Source organism: Rhizobacter sp. P3_C12 (genome assembly GCF_056402735.1).
Genome location: NZ_JBFUGW010000030.1, coordinates 20,498 through 36,948 on the forward strand (window position 1 = coordinate 20,498; position 16,451 = coordinate 36,948).

Genomic DNA, 16,451 nt, shown 5'->3' on the forward strand with positions numbered 1-16,451 from the left:
TTCAGGGCGTCCACACCACGTCGTTGTCGACGGCGTACAGCTTGCAGGGCTCGCCGCGGCGCTTCTGGCAGAAGCCCAGCGCGCGCCCGATCGCCCAGTCGCCCGATGCGATGCCGTTTGCCCCATCGGCACCGATCGCGATCGCGCGCGGCGGCTTGGATTCGAGGAAGCGGGCATAGCGCGCCTCGCGCCCCGCCCCGGTCATCGGCACCTTGTCTGCGTCACCGATCGCCGCGAAGCCGCTGGCCGGCGGGCGCGCGATCGTGCCCGGCTTGTCGAAGCCGAGCTTCGCGAGCCAGGCCTCGACCAGCGGCACCCAGTGGTTCATGTCGAAGTTGATCGCGCCGTGGCCGTTGCTGCCCACGGCCGGCAGCTGGTGGAACTCGGCCTTGCCGCCGCCGGCGGTGAAGGCCTCGTGCCACATGCGCGGCACCGCGGCCCCGAAGAACAGGTCGTTCTCCCAGTACAGCCACAGCATCGGCGCGCTGGCCGTGGCGGCCTGCTCCTTCCACAGCGAGGCGACGCGCGCCGGGCTGCACGGATTGCCGGGGCGCAGCTCGGGGTTGCCGCCGGTGCCGCCGGAGAAGTTGATGCCCCCGACCAGGCCGGCCGGTTGCCGCGAGACGGTCGCGATGCTCGTGAAGCCGCCCACCGACTGGCCCATCACCAGCCAGCGCGAGGTGTCGATGTAGGGCAGCGTCTTCGCGAACGCGAGCGTCGCCAGCACCTGGTCGGACGCGGCCTTCGCCGAGGCGTCCACGCGCAGCGAGTTGCAGTCGCCGTTCGCCTCGGGATCGAAGTCGCCATACGTCTCGGCGTAGCCGACGCGCGTGGGCAGCAGCACCGCGAAGCCCTTGCTGACCAGGTAGCGCGAGACGTGCTCGAAGCGCTGGATGCCCTGCTGCGCGCGCTTGTCCGTCGTCGCGCGCCCGTGGTTCATGATGGCGAGCGGGAACGGCCCGTCGCCGCGCGGCCGGAAGATCACGACCGGGATCTGCCGCGTCTCCTGGCGGCCGTACAGGTCCTTCACGGTCACGCCGATGTGCTGCATCTCCTCGCGCAGGTCCTTCGACGGCACGACCTCCTCGGCCTGCTGCGCCGAGGCGCCCTGCGCCATGAGCGCGAGGCACAGGGCAAAGGCTTTCCACGCTGTCTTCATCGATCGCTTCCTCATGCCAGCCACGACGGCTTGCGCTTGCCCAGGAAGGCCTGCACGCCTTCGCGGCCTTCGTCGCTGGCGCGGATGTCGGCGATGCGGCGCGCGGTGTCTTCGCGCAGCGCCGCGCTGATCGGCTGGCCGGCGATGTCCTGCACCAGCCGCTTGCAGGCACGCGCCGCCATCGGCCCGTTGGCGACCAGGGCGGCCACGATCTCGTCGACCTTGGCGTCCAGCGCGTCGGCGGCGCAGACCTCGTGCACGAAGCCGAGCGACTGGGCCTGTGCCGCGCTGAAGCGCTCGGCCGTCACCAGGTAGCGGCGCGACGCCTGCTCGCCGAGCGCGCGGATCACGTACGGGCTGATGGTGGCCGGCAGCAGGCCGAGCTTCGCTTCGCTGAGGCAGAAGGTCGCCGCGTCGGACGCCACCAGCACGTCACACACCGCGGCCAGGCCGACACCGCCGGCATAGCAGTCGCCGTGGATGCGGCCGACCACCGGCACCGGGCAGCTGTACACCGCCCACAGCATGTCGGCCAGCGCCTGCGCATCGGCGCGGTTCTGCTCCCAGCTGTAGTCGGCCATCGCACGCATCCACGCCAGGTCGGCGCCGGCGCAGAAGGCCTTGCCGTGGCCGCCGAGGACGATGGCGCGCAGGCTGCCGTCGGCGCCGAGGGTGGCGAAGGTCTCGCGCAGCTCGGCGATCACGCCGTCGTTGAAGGCGTTGCGCACGTCGGGGCGGTTCAGCCAGACGCGGGCGACCGGGCCGTCGCGCCGGATGTCGAGGGTGGTGGTCATGGCTGCGTTCACTCGGTCGCCTGCGCGGCACGCGGCATCGGCACGGTCGCAGGAGCCGCCTGGAGCTGGCTCGCGCGGCTCACCCGCTGCGCCGGGTCGGTGCGCCAGACGACACGGTCGTCGACCGCGTAGAGCCAGCACGGCTTGCCTTCGCGCTCGCAGGCGCTCAACACATCGGCCATCGCCGAGACGCTGTCCGATGCCATGCGCGAGCTGCCGTCGGCCGCGACGGCGAACGCGCGCGGCATCGGCAAGGTCAGGAACTGCAGGTACTTGCCGCGCGCGTCGTCGCGCACCGGCACCGCGGCCACGTCGCTCAGGTTGGCGAACTTGCTGTCCGCGGGCGCGGCGAAGCGGTTGAGCTTCGGTTCGGCCGTCGACGCCGCCGTCGTCGAGAGCGCGACCTTGTCGGCCTCGGTCGGCACGACCCACACCACCGTCGAGTCGACCGCGTAGAGACGGCACGCCGCCCCTTTCGACGCGCGACGGCAGAAGTCCATCGCCCGCAGGTTCGGATCGGCCGGTGCCCCGGGCTCCAGGCCATGCCAGGAGTAGGACACGCCGACGTGCTGGCCGTCCTGGCTGGCCGCGAAGGCACGCGGCAGCGGGCGGCTCAGGAATTCGCGGTAGCGCGCGCGAGCCGCCGGCCCGTTCGGCACCTTGTCGACATCGTCCACCGCCGCGAACGCGGTGGAGGCCGGAATCGTGCGCGGATTCAGGCTGCTCGCATTGCCGCTGCCCTTCACGGCGAACAGGTCGAGGCTGGCCGTGCGGCCCATCGTGACAACCGCGACGCCCGGGTACTCGAAGGCGGCGCCGTTGGCGTAGTCGACGCCGGCACCGATCACGCCGCCGAGCAGGATGTTGCCGAACATCGCGGCGCGCGTGCTCGACTCGACGCTCAATTGCCCCGGCGGCAGCCCTGCCTGCCGGCACTCGATCTTCATCGGCTTGTTCGAGCGGCTGACCTGCAGGTCGCCGGGCGCACGCAGGCGCCAGCTGCCCTTGTCGTTGGTCAGCACGCAGTCGGCGGCCGGGACCGCGACGGCGTCCAGCGTCTCCACCTTCACGAACAGCGGCTGCGACGAGCCGCCCGACACGGACGCGCATCCGGCCAGGACAAGAGCCTCCAGGGCGGCCAGCGCGATGGCCGGACCTCGAATCAAGCTGATTTTCACAAGGCTCCTCCTCGTTGAATCGTCGTGCATCACATCCGGAACACGCCGAACTTCACGTCCGGAATCGGCGCGTTCAGGCTCGCGCTGATCGCGAGCGACAGCACGCGGCGCGTGTCGGCCGGGTCGATCACGCCGTCGTCCCACAGGCGTGCGCTCGCGTAGTACGGGTGCGCCTGCTGCTCGAACTGGTCGAGCACCGGCTGCTTGAAGGCGGCCTCCTGCTCGGCGCTCCAGCTGCCGCCCTTGGCCTCGATGCCGTCGCGGCGCACGGTGGCCAGCACGCTCGCGGCCTGCTCGCCGCCCATCACCGAGATGCGCGCGTTCGGCCACATCCACAGCAGCCGCGGGTCGAACGCGCGGCCGCACATGCCGTAGTTGCCGGCACCGAAGCTGCCGCCGATGATCACCGTGAACTTGGGCACCTGCGCGGTCGACACCGCCGTCACCATCTTCGCGCCGTGCTTGGCGATGCCCTCGGCCTCGTACTTGCGGCCCACCATGAAGCCGGTGATGTTCTGCAGGAACACCAGCGGGATCTTGCGCTGGCAGCACAGCTCGATGAAGTGAGCGCCCTTCTGCGCCGATTCGGAGAACAGCACGCCGTTGTTCGCGACGATGCCCACCGGCATGCCGTCGATGTGCGCGAAGCCGGTGACCAGCGTCGTGCCGTAGCGCGCCTTGAACTCCTCGAACTCGCTCGCGTCGACGATGCGCGCGATGATCTCGCGCACGTCGAACGGCTTGCGCCCGCTCTTACCTGATCCATCGGTGGGAATCACCCCGTGCAGCTCGGCCGCATCGAACAGCGGCGCGCGCGGCGCGATGCAGCGCAGCGCCGGATCCTTGCGCCAGTTCAGGTGCGCGACCGCGGTGCGCGCGATCGCGAGCGCATGGGTGTCGTTCTGCGCCAGGTGATCGGCCACGCCGGACAGGCGCGTGTGCACGTCGCCGCCGCCCAGGTCCTCGGCGCTGACCACCTCGCCGATGGCCGCCTTCACCAGCGGCGGGCCGGCCAGGAAGATCGTGCCCTGGTTCTTCACGATGATCGATTCGTCGCTCATCGCCGGCACGTAGGCGCCGCCGGCGGTGCACGAGCCCATCACGACGGCGATCTGCGGAATGCCCTGCGCGCTCATCTGCGCCTGGTTGAAGAAGATGCGGCCGAAGTGGTCGCGGTCGGGGAAGACCTCGTCCTGGTTCGGCAGGTTGGCGCCGCCGCTGTCGACCAGGTAGAGGCACGGCAGCCGGTTGGCCTGCGCGATCTCCTGCGCGCGCAGGTGCTTCTTGACCGTCATCGGGTAGTAGGTGCCACCCTTCACCGTCGCGTCGTTGCAGACGATCATGCAGTCGACGCCCGAGACGCGGCCGATGCCGGCGATCAGCCCGGCGCCCGGCGCGTCGTCGTTGTACATGCCGAGCGCGGCCAGCGGCGCCACCTCGAGGAAGGGCGTGTCGGGGTCGAGCAGCATCTCGACGCGATCGCGCGGCAGCAGCTTGCCGCGCGCGAGGTGCTTGGCGCGGGGGCCATCGCCGCCGCCCTGCGCGATGCGCGCCAGCTTCGCGTTCAGGTCGTCGACCAGCGCGCGCATCGCCGCGGCATTGGCCTTGAAGTCTTCCGAGCGGGGGCTGAGCTTGGACGCGAGGGCGGGCATGAGGTCTCCTGGGCGCGCGGTCGCCGGTGCCGCGCTGGGCGAAGTCTAGGCTTGCGCAGCATACGCAGCCACCGACCGCATCGGCGGCCATGCAGGTTGCAAATCGTGCCAGACTTGCCGGCATGCCCCGAGTCACGCTCTCCACACCGGCCCCGCTGCGCGGCAGCCGCACCGCCGCCACGCCGATGGCCTTCGTGCGTGCCGTGGTGCTGGCCTACGAGCGCTACGGTGTCGACCCGCGCGGCGCGCTGCAGCAGGCACAAATCACGCCAGCCGAACTGCGGCGCAGCGAGGCCCGCATCACCGCGGCGCAGATGGAGGCGCTGTGCGCCTTCGCGATGCAGGAGCTCGATGACGAAGCGCTCGGCTGGTTCGCGCGCAAGCTGCCGTGGGGCAGCTACGGCATGCTGTGCCGGGCCTCGATCACGTCGCCGACGCTCGGCGTGGCCTTGAAGCGCTGGTGCCGGCACCACCGGCTGCTGACCGACGACCTGGTGCTCGACCTGACGGTCGACGGGGCGCTCGCGACCATCACGCTCGACGAGCACCGCCGCTTCGGCGCGCTGCGCGAGTTCTGCCTGGTCACCAGCCTGCGCTACCTGCACGGCTTCGCGTGCTGGGCGATCGACTCGCGGATCGCGCTGCGCGACGCGCGCTTCCCGTTCGCCGCACCGCCGCACCGCGACGTGTACCCGGTGCTGTTCCCCGGTGCAGTCCGGTTCGATGCGCCGCAGGCCGGCTTCAGCTTCGACGCGCAGGACTTGGCGATGCCGCTGCGGCGCGACGAACGCGCGCTGCAGACGATGCTGCAACGCGCGCTGCCGCTGACCGTGCTGCCCTACCGGCGCGACCGGCTGCTGGCGCGCCGCGTGCGCGAGCTGCTGCGGCAGGATGCCGCGCGGCTCGGCACCGCGGACGCGCTGGCGCATGCGCTGAACCTGTCGGTGCGCAGCCTGCACCGGCAGCTGAAGGACGAAGGCGTCGGCTTGCAGGCGCTGAAGGATGAAGTGCGGCGCGACCAGGCCAGCGAGCTGCTGCTGCGCACCGACCGGCCGGTCAAGCAGGTGGCGCTGGCCGTCGGCTTCGACAACGACAAGAGCTTCGCGCGGGCGTTCAAGCTGTGGACCGGCAAGTCGCCGCGCGATTTCCGCCATCCAGGTGGCAACCCGGGTTAGCACCCGGGCTACGGGAGCACTGCTGTCGCGGTGGCCTGCTGGATGCGCAGATCCGCATCCCGCTGCAACAGGAAGCGCTGCGCCACCAGCCGGTTCGCCGCGGCCGTCACCGCCGCCACGTAGCCGGCCTGGTTGCCGTACAGCGACTCGAGCGAAGGCCGCCCGTCGCCGGCCGCCAGCCGGGCCGCCTCGGTCGCATGGAACGGCAGGTAGCTGCCGGTCAGGCTCGTCAGGTCGACGACCCCCGGCGCAGCCACGTAGTTGAACTCGATGCTCGTGCCCAGCGGCGCCTGCACCTCGACGCCGCGGATGCCGGCGGTCGACAGGCCGGTGGACGGGTCCACCTGCGGCACCAGGATCGCGTAGTCGACCCCCACCAGCGGCGGCAACTGCGTCGCGATGCCGCTCTCGTCCTGCGGCACGTACTGCGGCCCGAAGTCCAGCACCTTGTACGCATTGAACCAGCCGCGGTACGAGAAATCCGGCACCGCCGTCGCGATGCCGGCCACCGGCCAGCTCACGCCCTTGATCGCCGGGAAGGCGACCTGCTCGGGCCGCACCAGCGTGCCGTCGGCCAGCGCCGGCACCTGGCTGGCCGGCGGCGCGACATCGCGCACCACCCAGTCTTCGAGCGCGATGAACAGCGCGCGGAAGGTGTCGCTGTGGTGCGCCACCGTGCCGCGGGGGTAGACGCTGTTCGCCGGGGCGTACGCGATGCTCGACGTGCCGCCGGCGCCGCCATGCTGCGTCGCGGCGTAGTAGTAGATGCGGGCGTTCTCCGGCTGCACGAGGTCGCGGAAGCCCCAGGCATCGGTCAGCACCGGCGAGCCCTGCAGCTGCCAGAACTCGGTGCCCGACAGGCCGAGGAAGAACTTCGGGCAGGTGTTGCTGGCCGCGCAGCGCGTCATCACCCCGCCCTGCCGGCCGGTCAGCGGATCGACCGCGTCCTTGTCGAGCGCGCGCGGTGCCGTCTGCCCGAACGCGGTGTGGTCGGTGCGGATCGCGCCGCCGCCACCCGGCACCGCGAAGCGCGTGTTGATGTTGGTCTGGCGCGCGGCGACGTGCGCATAGATCCCGTCGAACACCTTGCTGCCGTCCAGCGCCTGGTTGAAGCCCAGGTGCAGGAAGGTCTTCATCGCGTTGCCCGACTGCGAGGTGCCCTGGCCGATGGCATGCGTGATGCGGCCCGCCAGCGGGTTGGCGACGCCATCGGCATCGGCCGCCCGGTGGCGCAGGAAGCTCACCGTGTCGCGCAGCGCGGCCAGCCCGACGCCCATCACCTTCGGGTCCTTCGCGACGTAGACCAGCTCGTACAGCCAGGCCGGGTCGAAGCCGCCTTTCAGGCAGACCTTGCTGCCGTCGGGCGTGCCGGGAAAGGGCTTGGCCGCGTTGTCGCAATCCGCGAACTTCCAGTCGGCCGGGGGGATGGCCACGCGGGCATCGCCCTCGTTGAGGCRGCGTGTCAGCGAGTAGCCCGGCAGGCTGTTGTCGAGGCTGGCCGGGGCGTAGGGAATCATGGTGCCGTTGAAGACGCCGCCCGGCAGCGTCATCACCGGCGTCGCGGCGGCAGGGATCAACTCGCTGCGGTAGCTGCCGGTGATGCTGCTGCCGTCCTTGTTGACGGCCACCGGCACGCTGAGCGTCAGCCGCGCGGCGCTGCTCTTCGGCACGTCGCCCTGCCAGGCCGCGTACAGCAGCACGTAGCCGCGTTCGAAGAACACCGCATCGCTCGGCGTCGCGGCCGGGTTCGGCATCGTCAGGATGTTGCCGCGGTTGGGCGCGTCGTAGCGCAGCACGCCGCTGGCCTTCGCCATGTCCTTCGGCTTGAGCAGCACGAACTCCGACTGGTACTCGACCATGCCGCGCGCATTGACCGGCGCGAGCGCCAGGTCCTGGATGACGGCGTTGTGCGGGTCCTTCGGATCGACCTCGCCGCGCAGCGTGCCGCTGAGCTTCTCGTAGGCGCCGACGCTGCCCCAGTTGCCAGCGACATCCTCGGTGGCCGTGATGGCGAGGTGGACCTGTGGCACGGTGGCCGCGGGAGCGGCCGTGCCGCTATCGTCACCACCGCAGCCGCCCAGCGAGGCTACCAGCGCGAGCGCCGCCAGCCGCTTGAAATCGAAGCGTGTCATGTTGTCTCCTGTCGGTTGAAAAGGCTCCGCCCCGGGGCGCTCTGGCGGCGCCCTCTGCAGGGAGGCGGGTGGGTGCGCCGAAGTGCCCGGATCACTCGGGTTCGATGCCGGCGGCCTGGATGACCTTGCCCCACTTCTTGGTCTCGGTGGCCTGGAAGGCGGCCAGCCCGTCGGAGCTGGTCGTGAACGGCACCGAGCCGCTGCCGTCGAAGAAGCTCTTCGCCGCGGCGCTGCCGGTGCCGACCACCAGCAGGTCGCGCAGCCGCTGCACCACCGCAGCCGGCGTGCCGGCCGGCACATAGGCCGCGAACCAGTAGCCCATGTCGTAGCCCTTCACGCCGGCCTCGTCGATCGTCGGCACCTCGGGCAGCAGTGGCGAGCGCTGCGCAGTGGAAATGCCCAGCGCGCGCAGCTTGCCGGCCTTCACCTGCGGCACGCCGGTGGAGGTGTCGGTGATCATCAGGTCGATCTGGCCGCCCAGCAGGTCGGTGATCGCGAGCGGGTTGCTCTTGTACGGCACATGCAGCAGGTCGACGTGCGCCATCTGCTTGAACAGCTCGCCGGCGACGCGGCTGGACGAGCTGCCGCTGCCGAAGCTCAGCTTGCCCGGTTGCTGCTTCGCCGCGGCGATCACGTCGGCCACCGTCTTGTACGGCGAGTTCGCGTTCACCACCATCACCTGCCCGCCCTTGCCGAGGCCGGTGACCGGCACGAAATCCTTCACCGGGTCGTAGGGCAGCTTCTTGTAGAGGTGCTCGTTGGCCGCATGCGTGGTGTTGGTGGTGATCAGCACGGTGTAGCCGTCGGGCGCGGCGCGCGCCACGCTCTGCGCCGCCAGCATGCCGCTCGCGCCGGCCTTGTTGTCGACGACGACCGCCTGCTTGGTGTCGACGGTGACCGACTGGCCGAGCGCGCGCGCCAGCTGGTCGGTGGCGCTGCCGGCCGCGAACGGCACGACGAAGGTGATCGGCTTGGCCGGCCAGGCCTGGGCCTGCGCGTGCAGCGGCACGGCGGCGAGCGCCGTGAGCGCCAGCGCGGCCGCGAGCAGGGAACGGTACATCTTCATCGTTTGTCTCCGGTGTGGTTCTTGGATTCGTCAGCGATCGAGCGGCGGGCCGGCGAGCAGCGGCAGCAGCGTGCGCGGCACGCGCAGCGGCAGCTCCAGCAGCAGGAAGGACAGCGCCTTGCCGTGGCCGTCGAGGTTCAGCGAGCCGTTGACGCCGCCGTCGAGCACGTCGTCGAGCACGAAGTTCATCGCGTGCAGCAGCGGCAGCAGGTGGCGCACGATGCGGCCCGGGTGGCGGTGCGCGAACTGGCGGCGCACCGCGTCTTCGTCGATCTGCGCGACCAGCAGCGGCCACAGCTGCGGGTGCCAGGCGATCAGGCTGATGTTGGCGCGGTCACCCTTGTCGCCGGTGCGCGCATGCGCGGCGCGGTAGAGCGGGACCTCGACGTTCATCTCGTCGCTCATGCGCCCTCTCCGTTCGGCAGGAATGCGAAACCCGCCTCGACGCGCTCGCGCGGCACGCGGCAACTGGCGATGCCCAGGCGGCGGCGCAGCGCGGTGCGCACGCCGCCGCCGCCGGCCGGGCCGCAGGTGTACAGCGCCGTCACCTCGCGCGCGAGGCGTTCGGCCTGCCGGCGCTCTGCATGCTGCAGCGCCACGCGCAGGCGCACGTCTCGGCCGTCGTGCTCACTGGCGCTGCCGTTCCAGCGGCCAGCGTCGTCGGCGAACACGCTGCTGACGCCGATCAGGTCGGCGCGCAGCGTGCCCAGGCCGTGCAACCGCTCGCGCAGCACCTCGGCCGCGAGCCGCGCGCGCGCCTCGGCCCGCGGGCCGGCGTACGAGATCTCGCCTTCGGCCAGCCAGCCGGTCTCGTGGCATACGTTCACCTTCAGCTGCGCCGGCCGCGCATGGCCGCGCACGCCGTCGAGCCGCACGCGGTCGGGGCCGAGCTGCCGCACCTGCGCCTGGCCGATGTCGGCCACGACGTCGGGCGTCAGGTAGGCGAAGGGGTCGTGCACCTCGTAGAGCAGCTGCTCCTTCACGGTGTGTTCGTCGATGCGCCCGCCGGTGCCGGCAGGCTTCGTGATGACGCAGCCACCGTCGGCATCGATCTCGGCGATCGGATAGCCGAGCGTCGCGAGGCCGGGCACGTCCTTGTAGCCCGGGTCGGCGTAATAGCCGCCGCTGACCTGCGCGCCGCATTCGAGCAGGTGCCCGGCCATCGTGGCGCCGGCGATGCGGTCCCAGTCGTCGAGCGCCCAGCCGAAGTGCGCGAGCGCCGGGCCGACGGTCAGCGACGGATCGGCGACCCGCCCGCAGACGACGATCTCGGCGCCGGCGCGCAAGGCATCGGCGATCGCCTCGGCACCGAGATAGGCGTTGGCCGCGACGATGTTCAGCGCAGCCGCCTGCGGCCCCAGCGCGTCGAGCAGCAGGCCGCGGTGCGCATCGCCCGCGAGGTCGTCGCCCGACACCACCGCGATGCGCGGCACCCGCACGCCGAGCTCGCGCGCCAGCGCCGCGATGYGCTGCGCAGCGCCCTGCGGGTTGGCCGCGCCGAAGTTGCTGACGATGCGCAGGCCGCCGGCCAGGCAGCGCGCGAGCACCGGCCGCAGCAGGTCATCGAGCAGCGGCTCGTAGCCGCCCAGCGGATCGTCGCGGCGCGCCAGCTGCGCCAACGCCAGCGTGCGCTCGGCCAGGGTCTCGAAGATCAGCACGCCGGGGCCGCCGGCGGCGAGCAGCGCATCGACCACCGGGCCGGCCGCATCGGTGCGGTCGCCCGAGAAGCCGGCGGCGCAACCGATGCGCAAGGGTTGTCGATTCATGGTGCCGACTGTAGGCAGCGGCGATTAATATGGGAATTCGCAATTTCGGATGAGTTGATCTGCAATGCAAATGAATGTCTCGACCCGGCAGCTGCGCGCCTTCGTGCTGCTGGCGGGGCAGCGCAACTTCACACGGGCCGCGGCGGCGATGCACCTGTCGCAGCCGGCCTTCAGTGCGTTGATCCGCCAGTTGGAGGAGGCGCTCGGGCTGCGGCTGTTCGACCGCAGCACGCGCTCGGTGGAACTGACGGCCGAGGGCCGCGAGTTCGAGCTGTCGGCGCGGCGCGTGCTCGACGAGTTCGACAGCGCGCTGGCCGGCGTGCGCGACCAGGCCGCGCGGCGGCGCGGGCGGGTCTCGATCGCGCTGCTGCCGTCGCTCGCGGCCGGCTGGCTGCCGCCGGTGCTGGCGGGGTTCCGCGCGGCCTGGCCGGGCATCGAGCTGCAGGTGGCCGACGTGCTGTCGGAGCCGTGCATCGAGCTCGTGCGCAGCGGGCATGCGGATTTCGCGCTCGCGGCCACGCGCGCCGAGACGCCCGAGCTGCGCGCCGAGCCGTTCTGCAGCGACGACTTCCACCTGGTGTGCCCGGCGCGCCATCCGCTGGCGCGCCTGGCCGAGGTGCGGCCGAAGGACGTGGCGGCCTGGCCCTTCATCCACCTGTCGCGCACGTCGAGCGTGCGGCAGTACCTGGATGCCGCGACGCATCCGCAGGTGATGAACGCGGTGCTGGAGGTCGACCAGCTCGCCACCGTGATGGGCATGGTGCGCGCGGGGCTGGGCGTGAGCATCGTGCCGTGGCTGACGCTGTTCCACTTCAAGGCGCCCGGCGTGGTCACGCGGCCGCTGGCGTGGCCCGGGCTGCAAAGGCAGCTCTACCTGGTGCGGCGGCGCGACCGCGGGTTGTCGGTGGCGGCGCAGGGGCTGTATGAGTGGGTGATGGCGCGGCCGCCGGAGGGGACGAAAGCGGCGACCAAGGTCAGCCGCGCCACTGCCGTCAACCGCAAGAAGCCGATCCGCAGTCCGTAATCCGGAGCTTGATCAGAACGGGCCGCTCTCCAGCCAGCGCTCGATCTGCGGGCGCCGATCGTTGCCCCAGAAGGGTTCGCCATCGATCACGAAGAACGGGGCACCGAACACGCCGGCCGCGATCGCCGCGTCATTGACCTGGCGCAGGCGGTCCTTCCAGACCGGATCGGTCCAGACGCGCTCGGCCGCGCCGGCCTCGAAGCCGAGATCGGATGCCAGCCCGGCCAGTGCCACCGCATCGCCCAGGTCGACACCGCGCGTGAAGTACGCGCGCAGGCACAGCCGGGCCCAGGCCACGGCGCGCTCCGGATCGCTGTCGTGAAGAAACCAGAACACACGCGAGGCGTTCTGCGTGGCGATCGGGAATTTCGCCGGCATCGCGAGCGGCACCCCGGCGAAGCGCGCCGAGCGCTCGAAGTCGTGCAGCGAGTACTCGCGCTTGACCGGGTGCGAGACGGGGCTCTTCAGCTCGGCGGCCTGGAACACCGCGCCGAGCATCACCGCCTTCCACGCGACGGTGCGGCCATGGCGCGCCGCCAGGGCCTCGATCCATTCGGAGGCGATGTAGGAATACGGCGAAGAGAAGTCGAAGTAGAAGTCGATGGGGGTGTTCATGGCAACAGTGACTCGGGATGATCGCGAGGGACGAGGCGAAGGTAATCGTCGAGGCCCAAGCTGCCCAGCGGCTTGACGAGAACCCGGACGGTGTGAGTGATGTCACCGAGCTGCGTGCCGGCGCGGCGCCTGACTTCGGTGTAGCCCTGTCGCTCCCAGAAGCGCTCCGCCCTGGTGTTGCCGACAACGGCGCCGAGGCGGATCCACAGCGCCCCTTGCGCCTTCAGCCAGGCCTCGAGCCCGGCATACAGCAAGGCGGCGGCACCCGACCCATGCAGTGATGTGGCCACGATGAACAGGCCGATGTGCCACACCCGCGCTGCCAACAGGTTGGCAGTGATCGACGCCATCGCGATCAGGCGCCCGCTGTCGTCAGCGAAGACCAGGATGAACGCATCGTCGAACGGCATTCCCACCGGCGGCCGGTCCTCGAACTCCTGCCGGGCCTCGTCGGCACGAGGTGCCATGCCGTTGACCGCGACGAAGTAGTCGGGATTGGCGACGAAGAACGCCTGCAGGTCCGGCAGATCGGATTCGGTCAGCTTCCACGCCGCGGCTCCTGCGGTGGTGAAGAGGCGATGCGACAAGGGTTCGGAAGTGTTCATGCCAGTTGTCCGCTCAAGTGAAACTGTCTCCGCAGTGCGGAGACAGTCTTCCGGCATCACCCCGCCAGCGCCCGCCCGATCAGGATCTTCTGCACGTCGCTCGTGCCCTCGTAGATCTGGCACACCCGCACGTCGCGGTAGATGCGCTCGACCGGGAAATCGCTGACATACCCATACCCGCCATGGATCTGGATCGCCTCGCTGCACACGCGCTCGGCCATCTCGCTCGCGAACAGCTTGCCCATCGCGGCCTCCTTCAGGCACGGCTGGCCGGCATCCTTCAGCCGCGCCGCGTGGTGGATCAGCTGCCGCGCCGCCTCGATCTGCGTCGCCATCTCGGCCAGCCGGAACTGCAGCGCCTGGTGCTCGAAGATCGGCTTGCCGAACGCGACCCGCTCCTTCGCGTAGCGCAGCGCCGCCTCGAAGGCCGCGCGCGCCATGCCCACCGCCTGCGAGCCGATGCCGATGCGCCCGCCCTCCAGCCCCGACAGCGCGATCTTCAGCCCCTGCCCTTCCTCGCCCAGCCGGTTCGCCGCCGGGATGCGGCAGTTCTCGAACAGGATCTGCGCGGTGTCGCTCGCGTGCTGGCCCATCTTGTCCTCCAGCCGCGCCACCACGTAGCCCGGCGTCGAGGTCGGCACGATGAACGCGCTGATGCCCTTCTTGCCGGCCGCCTTGTCGGTGACCGCCATCACGATCGCCACGTCGCCGTGCTGGCCGCTGGTGATGAACTGCTTGACGCCATTGAGCACGTAGTGCTCGCCGTCGCGCACCGCGCTCGTCTTCAGCCCGTCGGCCTGCGAGCCGACGTGCGGCTCGGTCAGGCAGAACGCACCGAGCATCTCGCCGCGCGCCAGCGGCTTCAGCCACAGCGCCTTCTGCGCCTCGTCGCCCCAGGCCATCAGGATCGAGCACACCGGGCAGTTGTTGACGCTGACGATGGTCGACGTGGCGCCGTCGCCGGCCGCGATCTCCTCGAGGATCAGCGACAGGCTCAGGTAGTCGAGCCCGGCGCCGTCCCACTCGGTGGGCACCGCCACGCCGTAGCAGCCGAGCTCGGCCAGGCCACGCAGCTCGTCCTTCGGGAAATGGTGCTCCTTGTCCCAGCGGGCGGCCTGCGGGGCGATGCGGTCCTGCACGTAGGCGCGCACGGCGTCCTGCACCGCGCGGTGGTCTTCGGTCAGCATGGGGTGTCTCCTCGTTCTTGTCAGTGTCACCAGGCCAGCGGCTGGTGGTCGTGGTTCAGGAAGCTGCCGTTCTCCGACGGCTGCAGCGCGGCCAGCGTGCGCCGCATGTCGGCCACGCTCTGCTCGACGCTGATGTCGGCCGACGAACCGCCCATGTCGGTGCGCACCCAGCCCGGGTGGAAGGCGACGCAGGTCGCGCGGCCGGCGAGCGTGAACGACATGTCCTTCAGCACCGAATTGAGCGCCGCCTTCGACGCGCGGTACAGCCAGCTGCTGCCCGAGCTGCGCAGCCCGATCGAGCCCATGCGCGACGACAGCACCGCGAGCTTCGCGCCGGGCGCGAGCGATTCCATCACCTGCGGCAGGATGCGCATCGCACCGAGCACGTTGGTGTGCATCACCGCATCGAAGTCGTCCGCGCTCGGCGTCTGCGGCGCCGCCAGCTGCGGCCCGAGCACGCCGGCATTGACGACGACGACATCGAAGGCCTGCCCGTCGATGCGCCAGGCCAGGCCCGAGGCGCTCGCGGTGTCGGTCACGTCGAGCGCGAAGGCCTCGGCGCCGAGCTGCTGCAGGCGCGCAATGCCGGCATCGTCGCGCGCAGTGGCGGTGACGCGTGCGCCGGCCTCGCGGTACTGGCGGACGAATTCGAGGCCGATGCCGCGCGAGGCGCCGATGATGAGGATGTTCATCGGCGCGTCAGACCAGCTCCACCGCCATGGCCGTCGCCTCGCCGCCGCCGATGCACAGCGCCGCGACGCCGCGCTTCAGCCCGCGCTTGCGCAGCGCGCCCAGCAGCGTGACGACGATGCGCGCGCCGCTCGCGCCGATCGGGTGGCCCAGTGCGCACGCGCCGCCGTGCACGTTGACGATCTCGTGCGGCAGCTTGAACTCGTGCATCGCCGCCATCGTCACCGCGGCGAAGGCTTCGTTGACCTCCCACAGGTCGACCTCCTTCGCGGCCCAGCCGGTCTTCTTCAGCACCTTCTCGATCGCGCCGATCGGCGCGGTCGTGAACCAGTTCGGCGCCTGCGCATGCACCGCATGCGCATGGATGCGGGCCAGCACCGTGCTGCCGAGCCGCTTCGCGGTGCTCTCGCGCATCAGCACCAGCGCCGCGGCGCCATCGGAGATGCTCGACGCATTCGCCGCGGTGATCGTGCCGTCTTTCTTGAACGCCGGCTTCAGCGTCGGGATCTTGTCGAGCTTGGCCTTGAACGGCTGCTCGTCGAACTTCACCACCGTGTCGCCGCCCTTGCCGGCCACCGTCACCGGCGCGATCTCCCAGTCGAAGCTGCCGTCTTCGTTGGCCTGCTTGCTGCGCTGCGTCGACGCGATCGCGAACGCATCCTGCGCCTCGCGGCTGAACTGGTACTTGGCCACGCACTCCTCGGCGAACACGCCCATCGCGCGGCCGCGGTCGTAGGCATCCTCCAGCCCGTCGATCGCCATGTGGTCGAACATCTGGGCCGCGCCGTAGCGCACGCCCTTGCGCGCGAACATCAGGTGCGGCGCATTCGTCATGCTCTCCATGCCGCCGGCCACCATCACGTCGACGCTCTCGGCCTTCAGCATGTCGTGCGCGAACATCATCGCGCGCATGCCCGAGCCGCACATCTTCGACAGCGTCACCGCGCCGGCCGACTGCGGCAGCCCGGCCCCGAGCGCCGCCTGGCGCGCCGGCGCCTGGCCCTGGCCGGCCATCAGGCAGTTGCCCATCAGCACCTCGTTGACGGCGTCGCCGGTGATGCCGGCGCGCTCGACGGCCGCCTTGATCGCGATGGCGCCCAGCTGATGGCCGGCCAGCGCGCTGAAATCACCCAGCAGGCCGCCGATGGGTGTGCGGGCAGCGGACACGATGACGATGGGGTCGGTGTCGTGTGCGGTCGTGTGTGCGGTCATGGGGGTCTCCTTCAGGGGGTGAAAGCTCAGGTTGTTGTACGCCTCGCGGCGATCTCGTGCAATGCATCCAGCAGCCGGTCGACCTCGGCCTCGGTGTGCGCCGCCGACAAGGTGATGCGCAGCCGCGCGCTGCCCGCCGGCACCGTCGGCGGCCGGATCGCCGGCACCCACAGGCCGCGCTCGCGCAGGCCCGCGG

Annotated in this window: 16 protein-coding genes; 2 read left to right on the top strand and 14 right to left on the bottom strand. The window is 70.9% G+C overall.

The window, feature by feature from the left end; genetic code table 11:
* Position 1: 1 nt before the first annotated feature.
* Genes AC1DXV_RS07605 through AC1DXV_RS07620 form a run of 4 tightly spaced genes read right to left on the bottom strand, consistent with a single transcriptional unit; the run spans position 2 to position 4,783 of the window.
* Positions 2–1,159, bottom strand: a complete 1,158-nt coding sequence (locus tag AC1DXV_RS07605; RefSeq protein WP_477866160.1) for an alpha/beta hydrolase family protein — start codon at positions 1,157–1,159, stop codon at positions 2–4.
* A gap of 11 nt (positions 1,160–1,170) precedes the next feature.
* The gene (locus AC1DXV_RS07610) at positions 1,171–1,953 is read right to left on the bottom strand and encodes an enoyl-CoA hydratase/isomerase family protein (RefSeq protein WP_477933080.1); all 783 of its coding nucleotides are present in this window, start codon (positions 1,951–1,953) and stop codon (positions 1,171–1,173) included.
* An 8-nt stretch (positions 1,954–1,961) separates the two neighbouring features.
* Positions 1,962–3,131, bottom strand: coding sequence for a hypothetical protein (locus tag AC1DXV_RS07615; RefSeq protein WP_477866164.1), 1,170 nt, complete (start codon positions 3,129–3,131; stop codon positions 1,962–1,964).
* Between the two features lie 29 nt (positions 3,132–3,160).
* The gene (locus AC1DXV_RS07620; RefSeq protein ID WP_477866166.1) at positions 3,161–4,783 is read right to left on the bottom strand and encodes a carboxyl transferase domain-containing protein; all 1,623 of its coding nucleotides are present in this window, start codon (positions 4,781–4,783) and stop codon (positions 3,161–3,163) included.
* Positions 4,784–4,905: 122 nt separating this feature from the next.
* Between AC1DXV_RS07620 and AC1DXV_RS07625 the strand changes: the two genes are divergently transcribed.
* Positions 4,906–5,958 (top strand): AraC family transcriptional regulator, encoded by a 1,053-nt coding sequence (locus AC1DXV_RS07625; RefSeq protein WP_477933082.1) that lies wholly within the window; start codon positions 4,906–4,908, stop codon positions 5,956–5,958.
* Positions 5,959–5,966: 8 nt separating this feature from the next.
* On the opposite strand, the gene AC1DXV_RS07630 is transcribed toward AC1DXV_RS07625, so the two are convergent.
* From AC1DXV_RS07630 to AC1DXV_RS07645, 4 genes are all read right to left on the bottom strand, one after another.
* On the bottom strand, positions 5,967–8,090 hold the full coding sequence (locus tag AC1DXV_RS07630) for an alpha/beta hydrolase domain-containing protein (RefSeq protein WP_477933084.1): 2,124 nt from the start codon (positions 8,088–8,090) through the stop codon (positions 5,967–5,969).
* Between the two features lie 91 nt (positions 8,091–8,181).
* A complete protein-coding gene (locus AC1DXV_RS07635) occupies positions 8,182–9,156 on the bottom strand; it encodes a Bug family tripartite tricarboxylate transporter substrate binding protein (protein ID WP_477933086.1) in 975 nt (324 codons plus the stop codon).
* Between the two features lie 30 nt (positions 9,157–9,186).
* Positions 9,187–9,561, bottom strand: coding sequence for an AtuA-related protein (locus AC1DXV_RS07640; protein WP_477869110.1), 375 nt, complete (start codon positions 9,559–9,561; stop codon positions 9,187–9,189).
* Positions 9,558–10,922 (bottom strand): acyclic terpene utilization AtuA family protein, encoded by a 1,365-nt coding sequence (locus AC1DXV_RS07645; protein ID WP_477933088.1) that lies wholly within the window; start codon positions 10,920–10,922, stop codon positions 9,558–9,560. The genes AC1DXV_RS07640 and AC1DXV_RS07645 overlap by 4 nt, the downstream gene beginning before the upstream one ends.
* A 70-nt stretch (positions 10,923–10,992) precedes the next feature.
* Here AC1DXV_RS07645 and AC1DXV_RS07650 point away from each other — a divergent pair, with 70 nt between their 5' ends.
* Positions 10,993–11,946 carry a LysR family transcriptional regulator gene (locus AC1DXV_RS07650; RefSeq protein WP_477869106.1) on the top strand — a complete coding sequence of 318 codons (954 nt, stop codon included), beginning with the start codon at positions 10,993–10,995 and terminating at the stop codon, positions 11,944–11,946.
* A 12-nt stretch (positions 11,947–11,958) separates the two neighbouring features.
* Here AC1DXV_RS07650 and AC1DXV_RS07655 read toward each other — a convergent pair whose 3' ends face one another.
* The 6 genes from AC1DXV_RS07655 to AC1DXV_RS07680 all read right to left on the bottom strand — a co-directional run.
* Positions 11,959–12,561: a 2-hydroxychromene-2-carboxylate isomerase gene (locus AC1DXV_RS07655; RefSeq protein WP_477869104.1), complete on the bottom strand. Its 603-nt coding sequence runs from the start codon at positions 12,559–12,561 to the stop codon at positions 11,959–11,961.
* Entirely contained in the window at positions 12,558–13,166 is a 609-nt protein-coding gene (locus AC1DXV_RS07660; protein WP_477869102.1) for a GNAT family N-acetyltransferase, read from the bottom strand. The genes AC1DXV_RS07655 and AC1DXV_RS07660 overlap by 4 nt, the downstream gene beginning before the upstream one ends.
* 56 nt (positions 13,167–13,222) lie before the next feature.
* A complete protein-coding gene (locus tag AC1DXV_RS07665) occupies positions 13,223–14,353 on the bottom strand; it encodes an acyl-CoA dehydrogenase family protein (RefSeq protein ID WP_477933090.1) in 1,131 nt (376 codons plus the stop codon).
* Positions 14,354–14,379: 26 nt separating this feature from the next.
* Positions 14,380–15,045 (bottom strand): SDR family oxidoreductase, encoded by a 666-nt coding sequence (locus tag AC1DXV_RS07670; RefSeq protein WP_477864446.1) that lies wholly within the window; start codon positions 15,043–15,045, stop codon positions 14,380–14,382.
* A 7-nt stretch (positions 15,046–15,052) separates the two neighbouring features.
* Positions 15,053–16,255 carry an acetyl-CoA C-acyltransferase gene (locus AC1DXV_RS07675; protein WP_477864447.1) on the bottom strand — a complete coding sequence of 401 codons (1,203 nt, stop codon included), beginning with the start codon at positions 16,253–16,255 and terminating at the stop codon, positions 15,053–15,055.
* Positions 16,256–16,281: 26 nt separating this feature from the next.
* A partial coding sequence (locus AC1DXV_RS07680) for an aminotransferase class I/II-fold pyridoxal phosphate-dependent enzyme (RefSeq protein ID WP_477933094.1) occupies positions 16,282–16,451 on the bottom strand: 170 nt, incomplete at its 5' end.